Source organism: Maricaulis maris, assembly GCF_049116555.1.
GTDB classification, from domain to species: domain Bacteria; phylum Pseudomonadota; class Alphaproteobacteria; order Caulobacterales; family Maricaulaceae; genus Maricaulis; species Maricaulis maris_C.
On the sequence record NZ_JAGDYT010000025.1, the window covers coordinates 215,425 to 233,028 of the forward strand.

At 62.7% G+C, this 17,604-nt stretch carries 22 protein-coding genes; 4 read left to right on the plus strand and 18 right to left on the minus strand.

Features of this window, described 5'->3' with window-relative positions; all coding sequences use genetic code 11:
• Positions 1-10: 10 nt before the first annotated feature.
• The 15 genes from JXQ94_RS15145 to JXQ94_RS15215 form a co-directional block, all read right to left on the minus strand.
• Entirely contained in the window at positions 11-1,621 is a 1,611-nt protein-coding gene (locus tag JXQ94_RS15145) for a tetratricopeptide repeat-containing sulfotransferase family protein (protein ID WP_421924611.1), read from the minus strand.
• 182 nt (positions 1,622-1,803) lie between these two features.
• Entirely contained in the window at positions 1,804-2,202 is a 399-nt protein-coding gene (rplS, locus tag JXQ94_RS15150) for a 50S ribosomal protein L19 (RefSeq protein ID WP_421924612.1), read from the minus strand.
• A complete protein-coding gene (gene trmD / locus JXQ94_RS15155) occupies positions 2,199-2,939 on the minus strand; it encodes a tRNA (guanosine(37)-N1)-methyltransferase TrmD (protein ID WP_421924613.1) in 741 nt (246 codons plus the stop codon). Before trmD ends, rplS begins: the two co-directional genes overlap by 4 nt.
• Before the next feature lie 55 nt (positions 2,940-2,994).
• Positions 2,995-3,663: a hypothetical protein gene (locus JXQ94_RS15160; RefSeq protein WP_421924614.1), complete on the minus strand. Its 669-nt coding sequence runs from the start codon at positions 3,661-3,663 to the stop codon at positions 2,995-2,997.
• An 80-nt stretch (positions 3,664-3,743) separates the two neighbouring features.
• Entirely contained in the window at positions 3,744-4,289 is a 546-nt protein-coding gene (rimM, locus tag JXQ94_RS15165) for a ribosome maturation factor RimM (protein ID WP_421924615.1), read from the minus strand.
• A 198-nt stretch (positions 4,290-4,487) separates the two neighbouring features.
• Positions 4,488-4,946: a 30S ribosomal protein S16 gene (rpsP, locus tag JXQ94_RS15170; protein ID WP_421924617.1), complete on the minus strand. Its 459-nt coding sequence runs from the start codon at positions 4,944-4,946 to the stop codon at positions 4,488-4,490.
• A 36-nt stretch (positions 4,947-4,982) separates the two neighbouring features.
• A complete protein-coding gene (gene ffh / locus JXQ94_RS15175; protein ID WP_421924619.1) occupies positions 4,983-6,533 on the minus strand; it encodes a signal recognition particle protein in 1,551 nt (516 codons plus the stop codon).
• Between the two features lie 203 nt (positions 6,534-6,736).
• Positions 6,737-6,928 carry a hypothetical protein gene (locus tag JXQ94_RS15180; protein WP_421924620.1) on the minus strand — a complete coding sequence of 64 codons (192 nt, stop codon included), beginning with the start codon at positions 6,926-6,928 and terminating at the stop codon, positions 6,737-6,739.
• 358 nt (positions 6,929-7,286) lie between these two features.
• Positions 7,287-7,655 (minus strand): hypothetical protein, encoded by a 369-nt coding sequence (locus JXQ94_RS15185; RefSeq protein ID WP_421924621.1) that lies wholly within the window; start codon positions 7,653-7,655, stop codon positions 7,287-7,289.
• A gap of 31 nt (positions 7,656-7,686) precedes the next feature.
• Positions 7,687-8,307 carry a hypothetical protein gene (locus tag JXQ94_RS15190; protein ID WP_421924622.1) on the minus strand — a complete coding sequence of 207 codons (621 nt, stop codon included), beginning with the start codon at positions 8,305-8,307 and terminating at the stop codon, positions 7,687-7,689.
• Positions 8,308-8,341: 34 nt separating this feature from the next.
• Positions 8,342-9,625 (minus strand): glycosyltransferase, encoded by a 1,284-nt coding sequence (locus JXQ94_RS15195; protein WP_421924623.1) that lies wholly within the window; start codon positions 9,623-9,625, stop codon positions 8,342-8,344.
• A 95-nt stretch (positions 9,626-9,720) separates the two neighbouring features.
• On the minus strand, positions 9,721-10,995 hold the full coding sequence (locus tag JXQ94_RS15200; protein WP_421924624.1) for a dicarboxylate/amino acid:cation symporter: 1,275 nt from the start codon (positions 10,993-10,995) through the stop codon (positions 9,721-9,723).
• A gap of 99 nt (positions 10,996-11,094) precedes the next feature.
• Positions 11,095-11,397, minus strand: coding sequence for a hypothetical protein (locus JXQ94_RS15205; protein WP_421924625.1), 303 nt, complete (start codon positions 11,395-11,397; stop codon positions 11,095-11,097).
• 128 nt (positions 11,398-11,525) lie between these two features.
• Positions 11,526-12,047: a carboxymuconolactone decarboxylase family protein gene (locus tag JXQ94_RS15210; RefSeq protein ID WP_421924781.1), complete on the minus strand. Its 522-nt coding sequence runs from the start codon at positions 12,045-12,047 to the stop codon at positions 11,526-11,528.
• A gap of 150 nt (positions 12,048-12,197) precedes the next feature.
• Positions 12,198-12,743: a peroxiredoxin gene (locus JXQ94_RS15215; protein WP_421924626.1), complete on the minus strand. Its 546-nt coding sequence runs from the start codon at positions 12,741-12,743 to the stop codon at positions 12,198-12,200.
• 124 nt (positions 12,744-12,867) lie between these two features.
• On the opposite strand from JXQ94_RS15215, the gene JXQ94_RS15220 reads away from it, so the two are divergent.
• Positions 12,868-13,776: a hydrogen peroxide-inducible genes activator gene (locus tag JXQ94_RS15220; RefSeq protein WP_421924627.1), complete on the plus strand. Its 909-nt coding sequence runs from the start codon at positions 12,868-12,870 to the stop codon at positions 13,774-13,776.
• 4 nt (positions 13,777-13,780) lie between these two features.
• On the opposite strand, the gene JXQ94_RS15225 is transcribed toward JXQ94_RS15220, so the two are convergent.
• Positions 13,781-14,143, minus strand: coding sequence for a hypothetical protein (locus JXQ94_RS15225; protein WP_421924628.1), 363 nt, complete (start codon positions 14,141-14,143; stop codon positions 13,781-13,783).
• Positions 14,144-14,332: 189 nt separating this feature from the next.
• Between JXQ94_RS15225 and JXQ94_RS15230 the strand changes: the two genes are divergently transcribed.
• Both JXQ94_RS15230 and JXQ94_RS15235 read left to right on the plus strand, forming a co-directional pair.
• Positions 14,333-14,839 carry a GbsR/MarR family transcriptional regulator gene (locus tag JXQ94_RS15230; RefSeq protein WP_421924629.1) on the plus strand — a complete coding sequence of 169 codons (507 nt, stop codon included), beginning with the start codon at positions 14,333-14,335 and terminating at the stop codon, positions 14,837-14,839.
• Positions 14,840-14,849: 10 nt separating this feature from the next.
• Positions 14,850-15,380: a DUF4166 domain-containing protein gene (locus JXQ94_RS15235; protein ID WP_421924630.1), complete on the plus strand. Its 531-nt coding sequence runs from the start codon at positions 14,850-14,852 to the stop codon at positions 15,378-15,380.
• A 10-nt stretch (positions 15,381-15,390) separates the two neighbouring features.
• Here JXQ94_RS15235 and arsC read toward each other — a convergent pair whose 3' ends face one another.
• Both arsC and JXQ94_RS15245 read right to left on the minus strand, forming a co-directional pair.
• A complete protein-coding gene (gene arsC, locus JXQ94_RS15240; protein WP_421924631.1) occupies positions 15,391-15,744 on the minus strand; it encodes an arsenate reductase (glutaredoxin) in 354 nt (117 codons plus the stop codon).
• An 85-nt stretch (positions 15,745-15,829) separates the two neighbouring features.
• On the minus strand, positions 15,830-16,678 hold the full coding sequence (locus JXQ94_RS15245; protein ID WP_421924632.1) for an HpcH/HpaI aldolase/citrate lyase family protein: 849 nt from the start codon (positions 16,676-16,678) through the stop codon (positions 15,830-15,832).
• 45 nt (positions 16,679-16,723) lie between these two features.
• On the opposite strand from JXQ94_RS15245, the gene JXQ94_RS15250 reads away from it, so the two are divergent.
• Positions 16,724-17,590, plus strand: coding sequence for a PfkB family carbohydrate kinase (locus JXQ94_RS15250; RefSeq protein WP_421924633.1), 867 nt, complete (start codon positions 16,724-16,726; stop codon positions 17,588-17,590).
• Positions 17,591-17,604: the final 14 nt, after the last annotated feature.

Consider the following 17,604-nt stretch of genomic DNA (forward strand, 5'->3'; position numbering starts at 1 on the left):
CTTTCAGCCTTTATCGGGCGGGATAGCCCCAATGGTTGATCCAATGATCGAGTTGGGCCCGATAGGGCTCCAGCGCCTCGGCATGGTGCCGCCAGAGACCGATGGAGCGGTCATGAATGGCCTCCTCCACCTGCGAGGCTGAGGGTGTCGAGAGGCTGGGCGACAGGCGCTCGCGATAGTCGGCCATCTCGCTTTCCCATTCCAGACCGAGCGCCAGAAGCACCCGCGCGATCTCGTCCTTCATGTCGGTCACGATGTCTTCATAGCGGACCTGGGTGACGCGCAGGTCCGGTGCCACCTTGCGGCCCGCTTCGCCGGCTTTCATGGTGGCATCGTAAAGCGCGACCGTGTCGGCCAGCGTGTAGGTGCGCAGCATCGCCGTGTTGAACTGGAAGAGCCGCTTGAAGGTCGAGAACACGCTGTCCCGTGGATCGCGCAGTGCCAACAGGACCCGGGCATTCGGGAAGACCTGCCCCAGCACGCCCAGCCAGGGCAAATTCAGCGGCAATTTGTCAATGAAGACGGTGTCGTCCGGTACGCCGAGCGCTCTCGCGCGCTCCCAGTATTCGCTTTGCAGCCGAGCCCGGTTCCGGGGCAGGGCCGCGAAGAAGCGCCGCAGACTGTCATCACTGTCGCCGGCCTCATCGAGGATGGGTTGGACCAGAAGGGCCTCGTCACTCGTGGAGATCCGCGAGTGACTGGCCAGGATTTGTTCCAGCAGCGTCGTGCCTGACCGCGGAAAGCCGACAAGAAAGACCGGCGAGCGGCACTTGTCAGGTGCCGGCAGGCTCGGCGGCTTGATGGTCGCATAGGCGGCTGTCAGCCGTTTCAGGCTGTCTAGCCCATGCAGGCCATCGAAGAATTGCCCGCCCGGCGCGAGATGCTCGCGCAGGGCTGAATAGCCCGTCTCCCAGGCCGCGAAGGCGGCCGCATGGTCGTCCATTGCTTCGCAGGCATCACCCAGGCGGCGCCAGACGGAAGCATTGACCGCCGGATTCGCCCGGCTGGCATCGAATTGCGCCTCGATCAGCTGGCGCGCCCGGTCCGGCGTCCGGTTGGCGAGGTCGGAGCCAGCGCGTGCAGAAAGGGCGGCCGCATCGCTTGGTTCGACGGCCAGGACCGCGTCCGCATGCTCGCGCGCCGCCGACCAGTCACGCTGATTCTCACACACAATAGCCAGGCCCCGATGGGCTTCGACATGACCGGCCTGCCGCGTCAGGGCGTCTTCATATGCCGCACGCGCAGCGGCAAGATCATTGGCCTGACGCTCCATGGCGCCGCGCAGTACGTGGGGTTCCACAGCGTCCGGGAAGGCATCGGAAATGGCGTCGAAGCGGCTTCGCGCGGAAACATAATCCGCGAGATCGCCAAGGATCTGGGCGGCGGCCAGCTCGAAGCCCATCTGCCCCGGGGCCGCATCACAGGCCTGTTTGATCCACAAGAGTGCGGCGTCCGGATCCTGCCGGGCGCGTCGGCAGATCGCCTTCAGATAGAGCCCGTTGGGGTCGTTCGGCAGGGTGGCGAGAATGGCATCGGCAACGGATTCGGCATCGACGAAGCGATGGTCGCGATAGGCGGCGAACCCGGACTGGGAACGAGCAAAGGCTTCTTGCGGCGTCATCGACATCTCGGTGGCGGTCCTGTCATTCAAGCGGCGAGCGGATCAGCGCGTATTCGGGCACAGAATTCTCGCGCAAGCCAGTCACAGCGACACTTGGGCCCGAATTGCAGAGCGATCGGATGAAAAAACCCCGCCAGCCAGGCTGACGGGGTTTTTCGTGTCGCTGTCGCGAAGAGGTGGGACTAGCCCTTCTTCTTCGGCTCGCGCTTTTCAATGCCACGACCGGTGACGCGCTCGGCGATACGGGCCGACTTGCCGCGACGATCGCGCAGATAGTAGAGCTTGGCGCGGCGGACTTTACCCTTACGCTTGATCTCGATCTGCTCGACATTCGGCGAGTAGAGCGGGAAAACGCGCTCGACGCCTTCACCGAAGGAGATCTTGCGGACGGTGTAGCTCTCGTTCAGGCCACCGCCATTGCGGGCGATGCAGACGCCTTCAAAGACCTGGATCCGCTCACGTTCGCCTTCCTTGATGCGAACATGGACGCGCAGCGTGTCGCCGGCGCTGAAATCCGGAATTTTCTTGTCACCCAGGACGCGGGCGGCTTCTTCTTGTTCAAGCTGCTCGATCATGTTCATCGTGCATTCTCCTTGCGGGCCTTGTACCTCGTCCAGAGGTCGGGGCGACGCGCCTTCGTAATTTTCTCAGCCTGCTCCTGGCGCCAGGCCGCAACACGGCCATGATGCCCCGACAACAGGACGTCCGGGATCTCCCGATCCTCAAACACGCGCGGTCGCGTGTAGTGAGGATATTCGAGGAGATCACCCTCGAAACTTTCATCCTCGGCCGACATCGGGTCGCCCAGCACGCCGGGGAGAAGTCTCACACAGGCCTCGATGAGAACCTGCGCGGGCGCTTCGCCCCCGGCCAGCACGGCATCGCCAACACTGACCTCTTCCATTTCGCGGCTTTCGATCACCCTCTGGTCGAGGCCTTCGAAGCGTCCGCAAAACACGACAACGCCCGGACCCTCAGCCCATTCCCGAACCCGGGACTGGGTCAGCGGTTTTCCGCGCGGCGTCAAATAGATCAACGGTCGTTTCTCGCCTTGCCAGCGAGACTGCACCGCATCAATCGCCTCCGTCGCGACATCCGGCCTGAGCACCATACCGGCGCCTCCGCCAGCAGGGGTGTCGTCCACGGAGCGGTGCTTATGACGGGAAAAATCCCGGATGTCCACAGTTTCAAGCGCCCACAACCCATGATTCGCAGCTGTTGCAATCAGCGAAACACCCAGGGGTCCCGGAAAGGCATCCGGGAAGAGCGTCAGCGCGGTCGCGGTCCAAGGCAGGGAAGGGGTGGTGGCGTGAGTCATGGCGCGCGGGTGTAGCAGGGATGAGGGGCGTTGGGGAGGGGGGAGTCAGCGCTACCTAGCAATAGGTTGGGCGCAAAATTCCAAGAGGGACCCAGCGCCCATCTTCCTGCATGTATTGCGTCAGGCCGGATCGGACTTCCGCGATGGCAGAATGTCCCGCTTCATCAAACACCGGCCGAGAGACGAGAATTACATTCAGCCGGGGCACCGCTTCACCTGCGGGTCCGCAGGCCATCCACTCGACGGGTGGCAGATAGTCCGGATGGTCTTCCGGCAAGGCGCTTCTGGCTTGTCGGCTTTCAAATCTGCGCGACCAGACCGTCATCGCCTCATCCGCGTCTGGCCATTGTGCCAGCAGGCCCGGGCAGTCAACCTCAAGCTCACTCTCGGATGACGGCATCAGCGCCCGCGCGATCAAATCCAGGTAGGCGCCAGCCGACAAGCCGATCCGCGCCAGAAATCGATCCGCATGTAACATGGGTCGATTGGCGATCTCGTCGACGAGGTCGGTTTCGTCGCCCGAAACAGGCCGATACATCCGCGATACGCCGAGAACGTCCCCGCGGTCTTCTTCGATTGTCGACGCCTGCTCGTTCACCAGATCCGATAGAAAGCCACAGGTGCGCGCGGCGTCGTTATTGGGTTCGCTGGGGCCGCGCCCTGCTTCCTCATGGGAGCTGGACATGACGGCCAGAAACAGAGCGGGTAAAGCGGCAAAACTCATCGTCTGTACCTTGCCCTAGCTCAACCGGTCTCGGCAATCAGCGAATGCGCCCTCCGCAGCCCCGAGGTGTGCCGCTTCGCCTACTCGCCCGCCTCTTCCTCAGCCTTCGAGCCGACATCTTCCGGCGGGTCGATTGTCACCACACCGTCGGCAATCGAAAGGTGCGGGACGAATTCGCGCGTGAAGGGGAGCATCCAGCTGCCATTGCGGTCGGGCGTGCCGGTGATCTCCAGCAGGTCGCCGGAGCCGAAATCATGGACGGCCTTGAGTGTGCCCATCGGGGCACCGTCGAGGGCCTGGACTTTCAGGCCGAGCAGGTCGGAATGGTAGAATTCGTCCTCTTCCAACTCAGGCAGGGCGGAACGGAGGACGTGGAGTTTTGTGCCCTTGAGGGCCTGGGCCCTGTCGCGGTCGAGCGGTTCGGCGAAACGGACCACGAAACCGTCCTTGACCGGCCGGGCGGCCTTGGGCGTCAGGAGGGTCTTGCCGTCCGTGTCCAGGAAGGCGCCATAGATAAAGGCGTCAGCCGGATTGCCGGCGAAACTCTTGACCTTGCACTCGCCACGGACCCCGTGGGCGCCGGCGATGGCGGCAATGAAGACGAGATCGTCGGCGGGCGTGGTCATGGCATGTATCCTGAGAGGGATAAGGTCCTCGCCCTCGATGGGCGAGGTGGGCCCTCCGTAGCGATAGCGAAGGAGGGGTCGGAGTGGGTGAAACGGTCTGCGAATTCACGCTTTGCGTTTCACCCCTTCCGTCGCTGCGCGGACACCTTCCCCATCAAGGGGAAGGACCGTCCACCCAGCGTGTCAGGAGAGAAAGTCCTATTCGGACTTTTCTTCTTCAGCAGCAGCTTCAGCGGCCGGAGCCTCTTCAGCAGGCGCTTCTTCAGCGGCCGGGGCGGCAGCAGCGGCCTTGGCTTCTTCGGCAGCCGCCTTGCGCTCGGCTTCCTTCTCGGCCTTCTCGGCAGCGAGTTCCTTGGCTTTCTGGCCCGGCTCACCCTTGTTCGGGTTGTTGCTGGCTTCCCACTTCCAGGCGTCAGCCTCGATCTGGTGGATGAAGCGACCGACGCGATCGGTCGGCTTGGCGCCCTTGGCGATCCAGGCCTTCACCTTGTCCATGTCCAGCTCGACGCGCTGACCGTCTTTCGGCAGCATCGGGTTGTAGGAGCCGATCTTCTCGATGAAACGGCCATCGCGCGGCGAACGGCTGTCGGCAACGACGATACGGTAGTAGGGACGCTTCTTGGCGCCACCACGGGCGAGACGGATTTTCAGAGACATGGGGTATTCCTTCAGTTTGATCTTTGAATAACGTGACTATTTTCTGGGCAAGCCGAGCGGCAGCCCGTCCGGACCAAGCGGTGCACCGCCCAGTCCCGGCAGGCTGGCAGGCTTGCTGGTGTTTGTGTTTCCAAGGCCGGGCAGTTGGGTGCCGGAGGGAGCGTTGCCGCCGAGCAGGTCCTGTGTGGCCTTGCCCATATCAGCTGGGTTCATCCCCTTCATGCCAGGCGGCATGCCACCGGGCATTCCACCCATCATGCTGGCCAGGCCGCCGCGGCCACCCTTCGAGACCTTCTTCATCATGTCCGCCATCTGGCGGTGCATTTTGAGCAGTTTGTTGACGTCGGCGACGGTGACACCGGAACCGGCGGCGATGCGCTTCTTGCGGCTGGCCTTGAGGATTTCCGGCTTGGCGCGCTCCTGTCGGGTCATCGACTGGATGATGGCTTCCTGGCGGGTCAGCATCTTGTCATCCATGCCGGCGGCGGCCGCCTGGGCCTGCATCTTCTTGTTCATGCCCGGCAGCATGCCCATGATGCCGCCAAGCCCGCCCATGGTCTTGAGCTGGCCGAACTGCTCGCGCAGATCGTCGAGATCGAATTTGCCCTTGGCCATTTTCTTGGCCATGCGGGCGGCTTTTTCCTCGTCGACATTCTGGGCGGCTTTCTCGACCAGCGAGATGATGTCACCGCGGCCAAGAATGCGGCCGGCGACGCGCTTGGCGTCAAAGGCATCCAGCCCGTCAGGCTTTTCCGAGACGCCAAGGAATTTGATCGGCAGGCCGGTCACGTGGCGCATGGACAGGGCGGCGCCGCCACGGCCATCGCCATCCATCCGCGTCAGCACCAGGCCGGACAGCGGCAGGCGCGCGTGGAAACGACGGGCGGTCTCGACGGCGTCCTGACCGGTCAGGGCGTCGGCGACCAGCAGGGTCTCGTGTGGATTGGTGACGCGCGCAATCTCATGCGCCTCGGCCATCATGTCCTCGTCGATCGAGGTCCGACCGGCCGTATCGAGGATGACGACGTCAAAGCCCTGCAGGCGGCCGGCGCTCATCGCACGCTTGGCAATGTCGACCGCGCGCTGGTTCGGAACGATTGGCAGGAAGGCGACATCGATCTGGCCGGCCAGCTGCTGGAGCTGTTCCATGGCGGCCGGGCGACGCGTATCGAGCGAGGCCAGCAGGACCTTCTTCTTGTGCATCGCCTGGATGCGCTTGGCGAGTTTGGCCGAGGTCGTGGTTTTACCGGAGCCCTGCAGACCGGCCATCAGGATCGCGACCGGCGGCTCGCCGTCCAGGGATAGGCCGACCGGCTCGCCGTCACCGCCCAGCAGGTCGACGAGGGCGTCATGGACGATCTTGATGACTTGCTGACCCGGCGAGACGGCGCGGATCACATCTTCTCCGACAGCGCGTTCGCGGATCTGCCTGGTCGCGGCCTTCACAACGTCCAGAGCGACATCGGCCTCGAGCAGGGCGACGCGAATTTCGCGCAATGCCGCATCGACATCCTTCTCCGACAGCACACCGCGCCCGGTGAGCTTGTCGAAAACGCCGCCAAGTCGTTCTGTCAGTGTGTCGAACATCAAAACCTCAATCCGTCGTCATCATCACAAAGCAAAGCGACCCCGCTGAGCGAAACCTTCGCCGAGCAGGGTTCTCGCCGACCTCCCCCGACCAGTTGGTGCGGATGTGCCGGTAAGACAAGCGTGATGCTTGCAAGATGAAGCGGGGCTAGTACGTGGCGGGTGGAAAAGAGTCAAGCCGCCCGCACGATGCGGGGCGTGGTTCAGCGGGTCTCGGCAACCGTGTCGGCTTCGCCGGAGACAATGACCGTTTCCGAGCTTGAGAAGGTCAGACCCGGACGGTCGGGGCGCGCAGAGAGCATGGCGCCGAACAGAGACGCAAAGATCAGCGCTGCCGTCAGCCACAGAAGGGCTGTCTTTGCGAGCATGCTGATTGCGAATTGAGCCTTGGCCATGATGTCCTCGGGGCGGGATTGCCCGTTTATACGCGTACCGATTTGAGCGCCGATTCCCTTAACGGGGTCCTAGCGGCGGCGTTCGAAGCGGGTTTATCGTTAAAACAAGTAAAATACGCCTCAAACTGTCTTGTTGGCGTATCCAATGAATGTGGCCTGAATATGGGAGCAGGTTTGGCCCGTTCAAGAGGGGCGATGTCTGATCCGGAATCAGGGCTGTCCGGAGGAGACGCCGGCCTGCCCGCCGGGGACATGAGGCGGACAGGGCCGACGCGGGTTGAGCGGGCACGGTTTTTGGAGGGTCAGCCCGTGCGCCGCTCGGGGGACATGACAGTTACGCTGCCTGAGCCCAGCTGGATCACTCGGGGCGGTTTTGTTGTGTGCCCTGGCCAGTCCGACCGCGCAGCGTGTTCCAGATACGACCGGCCCGCAGGCACAGCCACAGGCCGGCCCAGACATTGCCCAGAAGGGGAAGGGGCAGGATCCAGACCATGGCCCAGCGCCAGTCCCGCTCGATGCCAGCGATGAAAACGGCGGCGATCAAAAAGCCGAAATACAGATCGGCAAGCGTGACCAGGCCCCACGGATGATGTGTCAGCCAGTCTCCGGCGGCTCCGAAGTCACCGGCCTGGACCGCCCATACAATCAGCGCGGTCAGCCCAAGCGTCCCGACGAGGGCAGCAAGACGAATGAGAAGCGATTTGGAGCGGGGTTCCGAAGAGGTCATGCGGTTGATACGTGGCCCCGCAAGGGCCGGATCAGTCCGCAATGGCCGGGTCAATGCATTGGCGAACCGGTTCGCGGCTGTGATCGGGGAAGCGCGCCATCCAGCAATCATCGAAGACCGAGCAGTAGCAGATCTCATAGCTCATTTCATGGCGCACGGCGTCGAGGGATTCCCAAAGCGCGTGGCCAAGTGGCTGGGTTGCGGCATCCGGTCGGTCGAAGGCGATGTAGTCGATGTCTTCCTGGGGAGCGAGAAAGCGCCGTCGGACATTGTCGAACACGAGATTCAGCTGACCATTGCGGAAAGCGTCATGGACAAAGGGCAGTCGATCATCGGCCGGGATGTCTTCCGGAAGGCAGCAGCGCGCGATGAAAGCCGATGTGTCACGGATGATTTCGTCGCCCCAATACATGTTGAAATAGCGGATTTCGGCGGGGCCAAGGCCGGTATTCTTGACGTTGATGGTCATTACCCAGGTTTCGCGGTCATCATCGATATTGCCGCTTTCGACCTGGATGACCGGCATTACCGACGCCTTCATCGTGCGGTCCATGACAATGCCCTGGTAGACCGCGACAAAGAGGGATGCGAGCGAGATGACAACGACACTCACAGCCACGACCAGCTCGATCATGCGGTGGTGCAGTTTCATGATGACGCCTCCCCGACCCGTGTGAAGGCGCAGCCTAGCCTGATTTGGACGAGGTTCCAGCTCGGGTCAGTCCTGCCCACCGCTCCGCGTCTCGTTCAACGAGATCGGCGGCGTTGGCCAGGCCATTCTCACGGCGGAGCAGCGCGCCCAGATTTGCGCAATTCTGTGCGACGGCCTTGTCGTTTTCGAGCCGCCGGAGCGCGCGCGCAAAGCGTCCGCCGTTCAGACGTTCAGGGCGCAGCGCCTTGTGTCCGAGCCGGGCCTCACGCAATCGTTCAGCCCACCAGGGCTGATCGACCATGAAGGGGGTGATCAGGCTGGGCTTGCCGGCCGTCAGGGCCGCGGCCGTCGTGCCGGCGCCGCCGTGATGGACAATCAGACGGCAACGCGGAAAAAGCAGGCTGTGCGGGGCGCCGTCGATCACCAGCATGTCCGGTTCGGCAGTGGCCGGAAGTTCGGCCCATCCGCGGGCGATGATCCCGCGCAGACCCGCCTGTCGAAGCCCGGCGATCGCGGCGGTGACGAGCCGGGTCGCATCACCGGTGACCATGGACCCGAAGCCGACATAGACGGGCGGGGCGCCAGCGTCGAGAAAGGCGTCGATCTCTGGCGCCAGAGATCGGGACGTTTCCGGCAGGACCCAGTTTCCGGTCAGCACGCTGTTATCGTCCCAATCATCCGGGCGCGGCAGGATATGGGCGGAATTGGCCGTCAGTCGCAGGCATGGCTCACCCCGATACCGGCCATAGTCGAGACCATGGCCGACAGGGGGCAGGCCGAGCGAGGTCCGCAAGGCGTTGAGCTTGCTCCGGAAGGGCGTCATGCCCAGTCCAAGCGGGGCCCAGCTCAGCGCATTGAGCCAGCGAGCCCGATTGTTTGCCATGACGCCGGGCATCGGAAAGTGGCGGGTCGGGCTGATAATGGGAAGCGGCGCGGCGAGGATGAAGCCGGCGCCGACCGCCTCCGCACCGCTGGCGGAAAACAGGGCCTTGGGGTGAGCGATGACCATGTCGGCATCGCGCGTACCCTCGACCGCCTCTTTCAGGCAGGCATCGATCATCGGGTCGATCATCTCGCGGCGATTGGAAAACGCCTTGAGCGGATTGCGGGTGACGCCCAGGGCCTCGGCCCGGCGTATGAAATCGCCCATGTCGAAATCGAAGGCGCGGGCCGGAAGGCCGAAACTGTCGATCCAGGCGGTGAAATCGCGCGGCGCCGAAAGGGTCACCGAATGGCCGCGGGATTGCAGTTCGAGCCCCAGGGCGAGATAGGGCTGCACGTCGCCGCGCGTGCCGAATGTGTGGATGGCAATCTTCATGACAAACCGTCCCCCCACCTTGCCGCTATTGAGACAGGTGGAGGGACGGTTTGATTGGGTTCAATGCGAATGGCAGACGTCCGGGGACGGTGCAGCTAGATGACGGCGGGATCGCGGAAGCGTTCCTCGTCGAGTTCGCCTTCCCATTTGGCGACTGCGGTGGCCACGGCAGCATCGCCGGTCACGTTCACGGCCGTCCGCGCCATGTCCATGATCCGGTCAACCGGCAGGATGAAGCCGACAATGATCGCGGTGTGCTCCGGCGTGACCCCGAAGGTCTCAAGCACGATCGCCAACAAGAAGAGCGACGCCGACGGTATGCCGGCGGCGCCGATTGACACAATCGCGGCCGTGAAGGCGATCATCACGTAATTCATGAAGGTCAGGTCGTAGCCGAAGGCCTGGGCCGTGAAGAGCGCGAGAATGCCGAGATAGAGCGCCGTTCCATCCATATTGATGGTGGCCCCGAGCGGCAGGACCGAACCGGCAACGGATTTCTTGACTCCGAGGTTATCGGAGGCCGCGGCGATGGTGACGGGCAGGGTCGCGGAGGAAGATGCCGTGGAATAGGCCACCGCGATGGGGTCGGTCATGCCGCGGAAGAACCGTACCAGCGGCAAGTTCAGCACGAAGCGGACCAGTATGCCGTAGGTGATGATCGCGTGCGCGATCAGGCCCAGATAGACTGCCACAATCAGGGTCAGGATGGCCTGGAGCGCTTCCAGTCCTTGGCTGGCAGCCGTGTAGCTGACCAGGGCAAAGACGCCGAAAGGCGCAACTTCCATCACGTAGTGGGTGATCTTGAGAACAACTTCGGAGGCCGAGTTGAACAGGTCGCCCAGTGGCTTGCCGGCGGCACCCGTCGACAGGATCGCAATGCCGAGGAAAAGCGAGAAGAAGATGATCGCGAGTACGTCGCCATCCGCGAGGGCCGCGATCGGGTTGGTGGGAACGATCTCGAGAAGCCGCTCGGTAATGGAGGGCGGGTCGGTGCTGACTGGCACGGCCTCGACACCTTCAAGATTGACGCCGGCGCCGGGGCGGAAGAGTGCCCCGAAGGTGAGGCCAATCACATTGGCGAAGAACGTGGTTATCAGATAAAGGGCGATCGTCTTGAGACCTAGCGAGCCCAGCTTGGACGGCTTGCCCATCGCAATCACACCCGCCACCAACGTGGTGAAAATCAACGGGACGATCAACATTCGGATCAAGTTGATGAATAGCAGGCCGACGGGGCGAATATAGCTGTCGATCCAGCTTGTTGCTGCGTCCTGACCCATCAAATTGGATGTCACCAGACCGAACACAACCCCCAGCACCAGTGCGGCCAGCACGCGCTGCCACAGCTTGATCTTGAACCACCAGCCCATGAAGTCTCTCCCCGATCCAGACGCGCCGTGCAGGCGCGATGATGCGTTCGCACACTAGTGGGTGCGCGGTCGGGGTCAATCTTTGGGGAGAGGTGGGGTTCAGCCCGCCTTGGAGGCGTAGGCAGCCTTGAGGATCAGGGCCGGCATGTTGATCGCGATCGCCGCGACCCCAGACAGAATCAGCAGGGAGCTGGTGCCGCCACTGCCAATCAGAAGCCCGGCGGCCACAAGGCCGGCGCCGATCTGGGCTGTGCGGGACACCCGCAGCCAGGACACATCGTCATAACTGCGAGCCTTGTTGATCGTCTCGCGGGAGAACCATATGCGGCCGCCCCGGACGTCATGGTCCTTGCGAGTGGTCCGCCTCGGCAGCGGATCGAATGTGTGATCTATCAGCGACATTCACTCATTGTACGGACTTATTTTTAGCAATGCAACCGGGCTGTGTAAAACTCGCTTTTAAATCCCCTTTTCAGCGTTTTGGGAGCGACTTTTCAAACTCGCTCCCGCACCGCAAAAAAGACCCTGAATCAGCTTTCAGCTGCGACCACCGCAGCGACCGCATTCACCGTCGAAGCAATCCGGACCGCCGCCTGGATCTGGCTCGTGGTCATGCCATGTTTGCGCAATTCGGCTTCGTGGCTGTCGATGCACAAACCGCAGCCATTGATGGCCGAGACGGCCAGTGACCACAGTTCGAAGTCGGCCTTGTCGACGCCCGGATTGGCCAGGATGTTCATGCGCAGCTTGGCTGGAAGTGTGCTGTATTCCTTGTTCTTCGCAAGGTGAACGAAGCGGTAGTAGACATTGTTCATGCCCATGATGGCCGAAGCGGCCTTGGCCGCATTGATCGCTTCCGGGCTCAACTCGGCTTCGGCCGCGGCGCTGATGGCGGCCAGGGTTTTCGGCTCGCCAATGGCATGGGCCGAGGCGAGGAAAGTGCCCCACTTCTTCTGCGCATCGAGTTCGGTTTCACGGCCAAGCGAGGACAGGTTCAGCTTCAGGTCCTTGGCGTAGTCCGGCAATTCATTCTTCAGGGCGTCAAGCGACATCATTCGCTCCCATCTGGTGCGGTCTGTGATCGGGGAAGGCGAAAAGGGCCCTGGAGCCGAATACCGGGCCGGCCATGCGCCGGTCGGGTGAGGGCGGCTCCAGGGAAATGGCGACCCGCGCAGGGCAGGTCGCCGGTCAGAATCGCGGGACTACAGCGTGTCGCCGCCGAGCGGACGGTTGCACGGGCACAGCTCGTCCGTCTGCAGGGCGTCGAGGACGCGCAGCGTGTCTTCCGGGTTGCGGCCGACATTCAGATTGGTGACGTAGACGTGCTGGATGACATTGTGCGGGTCGACGATGAAGGTCGCACGATAGGCAACGCCTTCCTCGGAGCGGATGCCCAGGCTGTCGATCAGCGAGCCGGTCGTGTCGGCGAATTGCCACATGCCGAGCTTGTCGAGGTCCGGGTGCTCGCGGCGCCAGGCCAGCTTGCAGAACTCATTGTCGGACGAACCGCCCATCACGACGGCGTCGCGATCGGCAAACTCTTCGGCCAGGTTGGCGAAGGCGACGATTTCCGTCGGGCAGACGAAGGTGAAATCCTTCGGGTAGAAGAAAATGACCTTCCACTTGCCCTCAAAACTGTCCTGGTTGACCGGCTCGAATGCCGACTCGCCGTTTTCCTCGTGCGCGTTGAAGCCCGGCTTCACGCCGACGATTTCAAATTCCGGAAGTTTTTCGCCGATACCCAGCATTGCGTCTCTCCATTTGGACGGGCCGGCTTGTCTGCCGGCGTTGTGAACGGGGCCGGTATTACGGGCGTTCTGAGATTAATCCAATGGATTGTATTTGGATAAGTCATAGGTATTATCTATGGCTATGTCTCAGCTTCCGACTCTTCGCCAACTGCAATTCATCATCGCCCTTGCCGAGCATGGAAGCTTTTCCCGCGCGGCCGAGGCAGTCTTCGTCACTCAGCCAACGCTCAGCGCAGCCATCAAGGAGCTGGAGACCATTCTCGGAACGGTCCTGGTTGAACGCGGTGCCCGGGGTGCGGTGTTGACTCCGGCTGGTGACGCGGTGCTGGAGCGCGCGCGCCGGGTCATGACCGAGGCGGAGGATCTGGTGATCGCCGCGCAGGCCGCCGGTGAGCCACTTTCCGGCCCTTTCAAACTGGGCGTGATTCCGACCATCGCGCCCTTCTTGTTGCCGCGTGTGCTGCCCGCGCTGCGGGAGCGGTTTCCCGATATCGAGCTGTTTTTGCGTGAAGATCTGACCGACCGTCTGTTCGACGCCCTGCGCGACCGGCGCATCGATGCGGCCCTGATTGCGCTTCCCTATGATGCACCGATGATCGAGACGCACGCAGTGTGGGCGGATGAATTCCTGTTTGCCGCCCCGCCGGATCACCCCCTTGCCCGAAACAAGACACTCGCGCCGTCCGACCTGTCGGACGAGCCCCTGCTTTTGCTCGAGGACGGGCATTGTCTGCGCGATCACGCACTCGCCGCCTGCGCGACCGGCTCGGCGCGCGCCGATTTTGCGGCCACAAGCCTGCATACGCTCGTTCACATGGTGAAGTCCGGCCTCGGCGCGACGCTTTTGCCACGCATGGCCGTGGAAGCCGGCCTTGTGGATCGCATGGGTCTTGAAGTCCGAGCCTTTGATCCGCCCGTTGTCGGCCGGGAAATCGGGGTGGCTTGGCGCAAAGGGTCCGCCCGCTCGGACGAAGCGATCCAGCTTGGCGATGCTATCCGCGACATCCTGCAGGCGCCGGACAGCCCTTGAGGCCTCAGCCAGACCCCGCAGTCAGAATCCGCTGCAGGCGATCGCCGCGCATCAAGTCAATCTTGTCGACCGGCCCGGTCACACGGAACGCAAACTGGTCGGAACGCGGTTCGTTGGCATGGGCGGTCATCAGGACCACATGCCCCGAATAGCCGCTCTCTTGAAGTCGCGGCAGGGTCTCCGCGTATGACTCATGCGGTGGAATGCGCCGATCCAGAAAAACGATGTCGAAACTGCTTGGCTCCGAGTCGAGAAACTCGTCCAGTCGTGCAAAGCCTTCCATATGAACATTCAAGTCCAATGACTGGCTCATTTCGCTCAGGATGACGTGCTCGACAGGATCATCATCGACGACTGCAACGCGCATGCGGGTATCTTTCTACCAGGTAAGACGCGAAACTCCGCTGAATCGGTCACCGGTAGAATGTATAAAAAATCCCGGTTCTCGACTGCGCGGCCTGCGTCATGGCGACACGCGACAACGCTTCGGTCTCCTGTTAGTTTCTGTCAGGACAGAAATTGAAGAAGGTCAGGCGTCGTGAAGCTTTCCGCACCCATGCAGCGATTTGTCCTCCATTGGGGGGAGATGGGCGCCCGCTGGGGTGTGAACCGCTCGATCGCACAGATTCACGCCCTCCTCTACCTCGCCGAATCCCCGCTGCACGCCGAAGAGATCACCGAAGTCTTGCAGATCGCCCGCTCGAATGTGTCCAACTCCCTGAAAGAACTTCAGGGGCTGGGTCTGGTGAAGCGTGAGCATGTTCTGGGCGACCGTCGCGATCATTTTACCGCGACCCATGAGCCCTGGGATATGCTTATGGCGATCGCCGAAGCGCGCAAGCAAAGGGAGATCGATCCAATGATCGACATCCTGCGCGAGTGCGCTGAAGCCGCCGAAGCTGACCCGGACACACCGAAACTGGCGGTCCAGCGTCTGCGACGCATGGAGGGCTTTGTCACCAATCTGACGGGCTGGTACGCGCAGATCCGCAAACTCCCGCAGGGCACCTTGTTGAAGCTCATGGAGATGGGCAGCCGCATCGCCCGGTTCGTCGGCGGATGAGGCGGTCGCCATGACCCATCTCTATCAGGCGCTTCTGGGGCCGGACTGGGCCAACCTTGCTGCGGTTACGCAGGCATTGCACAGCCCCGACCCGGCGGTGCTCTTCGAAGGTCGGGTCGAGATTATACGTGGCCGCAATCCGCTTGCGGATCTGGTGGCTGCCATGCTCGGCCTGCCAAAGTCGGGTCGCGCCCTGCCGGCTCTGGTCCGGGTCAGTCGGTTCGACGGCGATGAATTGCTGGAGCGCTGGTATGACGGCCGCTATTTCGCGACCCATCAGGGTCGCTCGGCCGGTCGACTGACCGAGCGTATCGGACCGTTCACATTGGCGTTCGACCTGCGACTGGAGGCTGGGGCCCTGATGTTCGATCAGGCCGGTGTGAAGCTTTGGTCGCTCTCCCTGCCTCCCATCCTGTGGCCACGAATTCAGGCCCGCGAAGACGCGGATGGTCAGGCGCATCTGTTCGATGTCGCACTCAGCCTGCCGCTGGTCGGTCTGATCGTGAGATATCGGGGACGGCTGGAACAGGCGTCGGACTGACGTCCGGACGTCAGAACAGCTCCAGGACCTGCTCTGGCGGGCGACCGATCATCGCCGTGTCACCATGAATGACGACGGGCCGCTCTATCAGCTTCGGATACTCGGTCATCGCCTTGAAGAGCGCTTCCTCATCCTCGACCGCCTTGAGGCCGAGTTCACGATAGTCGGGCTCCGCCTTGCGCAGCCATTCATGGGCGGAAACGAAGCCGAGCTTCTTCATCACGGCTTTCAATTCGTCCACGCTGGGTGTGTCGTCCATGTAGTCACGGACTTCAAGCGCGCCGCCACGGGCTTCAAGCAAGGCCAGCGTCTGCCGCGATTTCGAACAGCGCGGATTGTGCCAGATAATCGTCGAATCGGTCATTGAAAGTCCCTCAAGTGCAGCCATGAAAGCCGGTCTTGTGCTGCAACATCAAGTCTTGGCCTGCGTTTCTTCTGCTTTTATGCAATCAGGAATCATTTTCGCTGGCGGTCGAAAGCAGCGCGCGCGCGGCTTCCAGGTGGAGCCGTTCGACCATGTTGCCCTCCAGAGATATCACACCCTTTCCCGCGTTTTCCGGGTCAGCAAAGGCGGCGACGACCTTGGCGGCCTGCTCGAGATCCCGTGAGGTCGGACCGAAATAGAGATGCGCCAGATCCACCTGCCCGGGGTGGATCAGTGTCTTGCCGTCAAAGCCCAGCGCGCGCCCTTGTTCGGCTTCGGCCCGAAACCCCTTGGGGTCACGGAAATGATTGTAAACGCCGTCCAGGACATAAATCCCCCGTGACCGCGCAGCGCAGACCATATTCACCAGATGCGGTACCAGGGCGAGCCGTTCATGCTCAAGTGAGCAGCGCAATTCCTTGCTGAGGTCATTGGTGCCGGCGATCAGTCCGGCGAGGCCTGTCCCCACGGCGCTGGCGATGGCGTTGAGGGCCAGGACAGCGCGTGGCGTCTCGATCATCGCCCAGATCGGGATCGAGGACCCGTGCGAACTCAAAGCCGACCGGGCAGCGTGCAGATCGCCCACCTGTTCGACCTTGGGAAGGATGATGGCATCGGCCCTGGCCGCGCTGCGCAGATCCGCCGCGCCCCACTCGGTCTCGAGGGCATTGATCCGCACGGCTCGCACCGCGCCCGATGAGTCCCAACTGTGCAGGGCGTTCTCGACGACGGCGCGCGCATCGGTCTTTTCTTCCGGTCCGACGGCATCTTCCAGGTCCAGGATGAGCAAGTCGGCGCCGACATGGGCGGCCTTCTCGATGGCGCGGGGCTTGGAAGCGGGCACAAAGAGGGCTGAACGGATCAGTCGGCGCATCAAGTCGTTTCCGGGGTTTCTGCTCGGTGAGGTTTTGGATATAGCATGTTTTCCATGCCGATGGCGCTGATCCTTTCCAGTCATGTGGCCGCCTCCATGGTCGGAGGCGGGGTCTCCCAGCGCGTGCTTAATTCAGCCCGGATCGACACCATGCTGGTGCCGACCGTCCTCTTCGGGCGGCACCCCGGCTGGGGGGAGCCCGGCGGTGGTCCGGTGGAGCAGGACCAGTTCGAGAGCGTCCTCAGTGGTATTGCCGATCAGGGTCTGCTCGACATCACCGATATCGTGCTGGCGGGCTATTTTGCCGATGTCGGCCAGGTTTTCGATACCGCCTCGGTGATCGATGTCGTGCGCAAGGGGCGGCGCATGAACAAGGGCGTCAAGGCGGCCCTGCCGGCGCCCATCATCGTGGTAGATCCAATCATGGGCGACTCCCCGGGCGGGTTGTATGTATCGCCGGCGATCGCGGCTGCCATCAAGGATCAACTGATCCCCCGCGCTGACCTGGTCACGCCGAACCTGTTCGAGCTGGGCCACATCACCGGCCGGCCCTTGACCGACCTGGCCTCGATGGTGCGGGCGGCGCGGGCGATGGAGCGGCCAGTCCTGGTCTCTTCGCTGCCGCGCCATGGGCAGATCGGTGTGCTCTATGTCGACTCCGAAGAGGCTTGGCTGGTGACCCATGATCGACTTCCCAAGGCGCCGAACGGTACGGGCGATGCCCTTACCGCTGCCTTTATCAATCGCCTTCTCGCCGGGGATGACGCGCGCACCGCTCTGGAGCAATCCGTGGCGATGACGGTCAGCCTCGTCATGAGGGCGCATGAATGGTCCGCGCCTGAACTCCCGGTGGTCGCGGCAGCGGATGTGCTGACCTCGCCCTTGGTCACACTCGACGCCGAGGCAGTTTAGCTCGCTTGATCGCT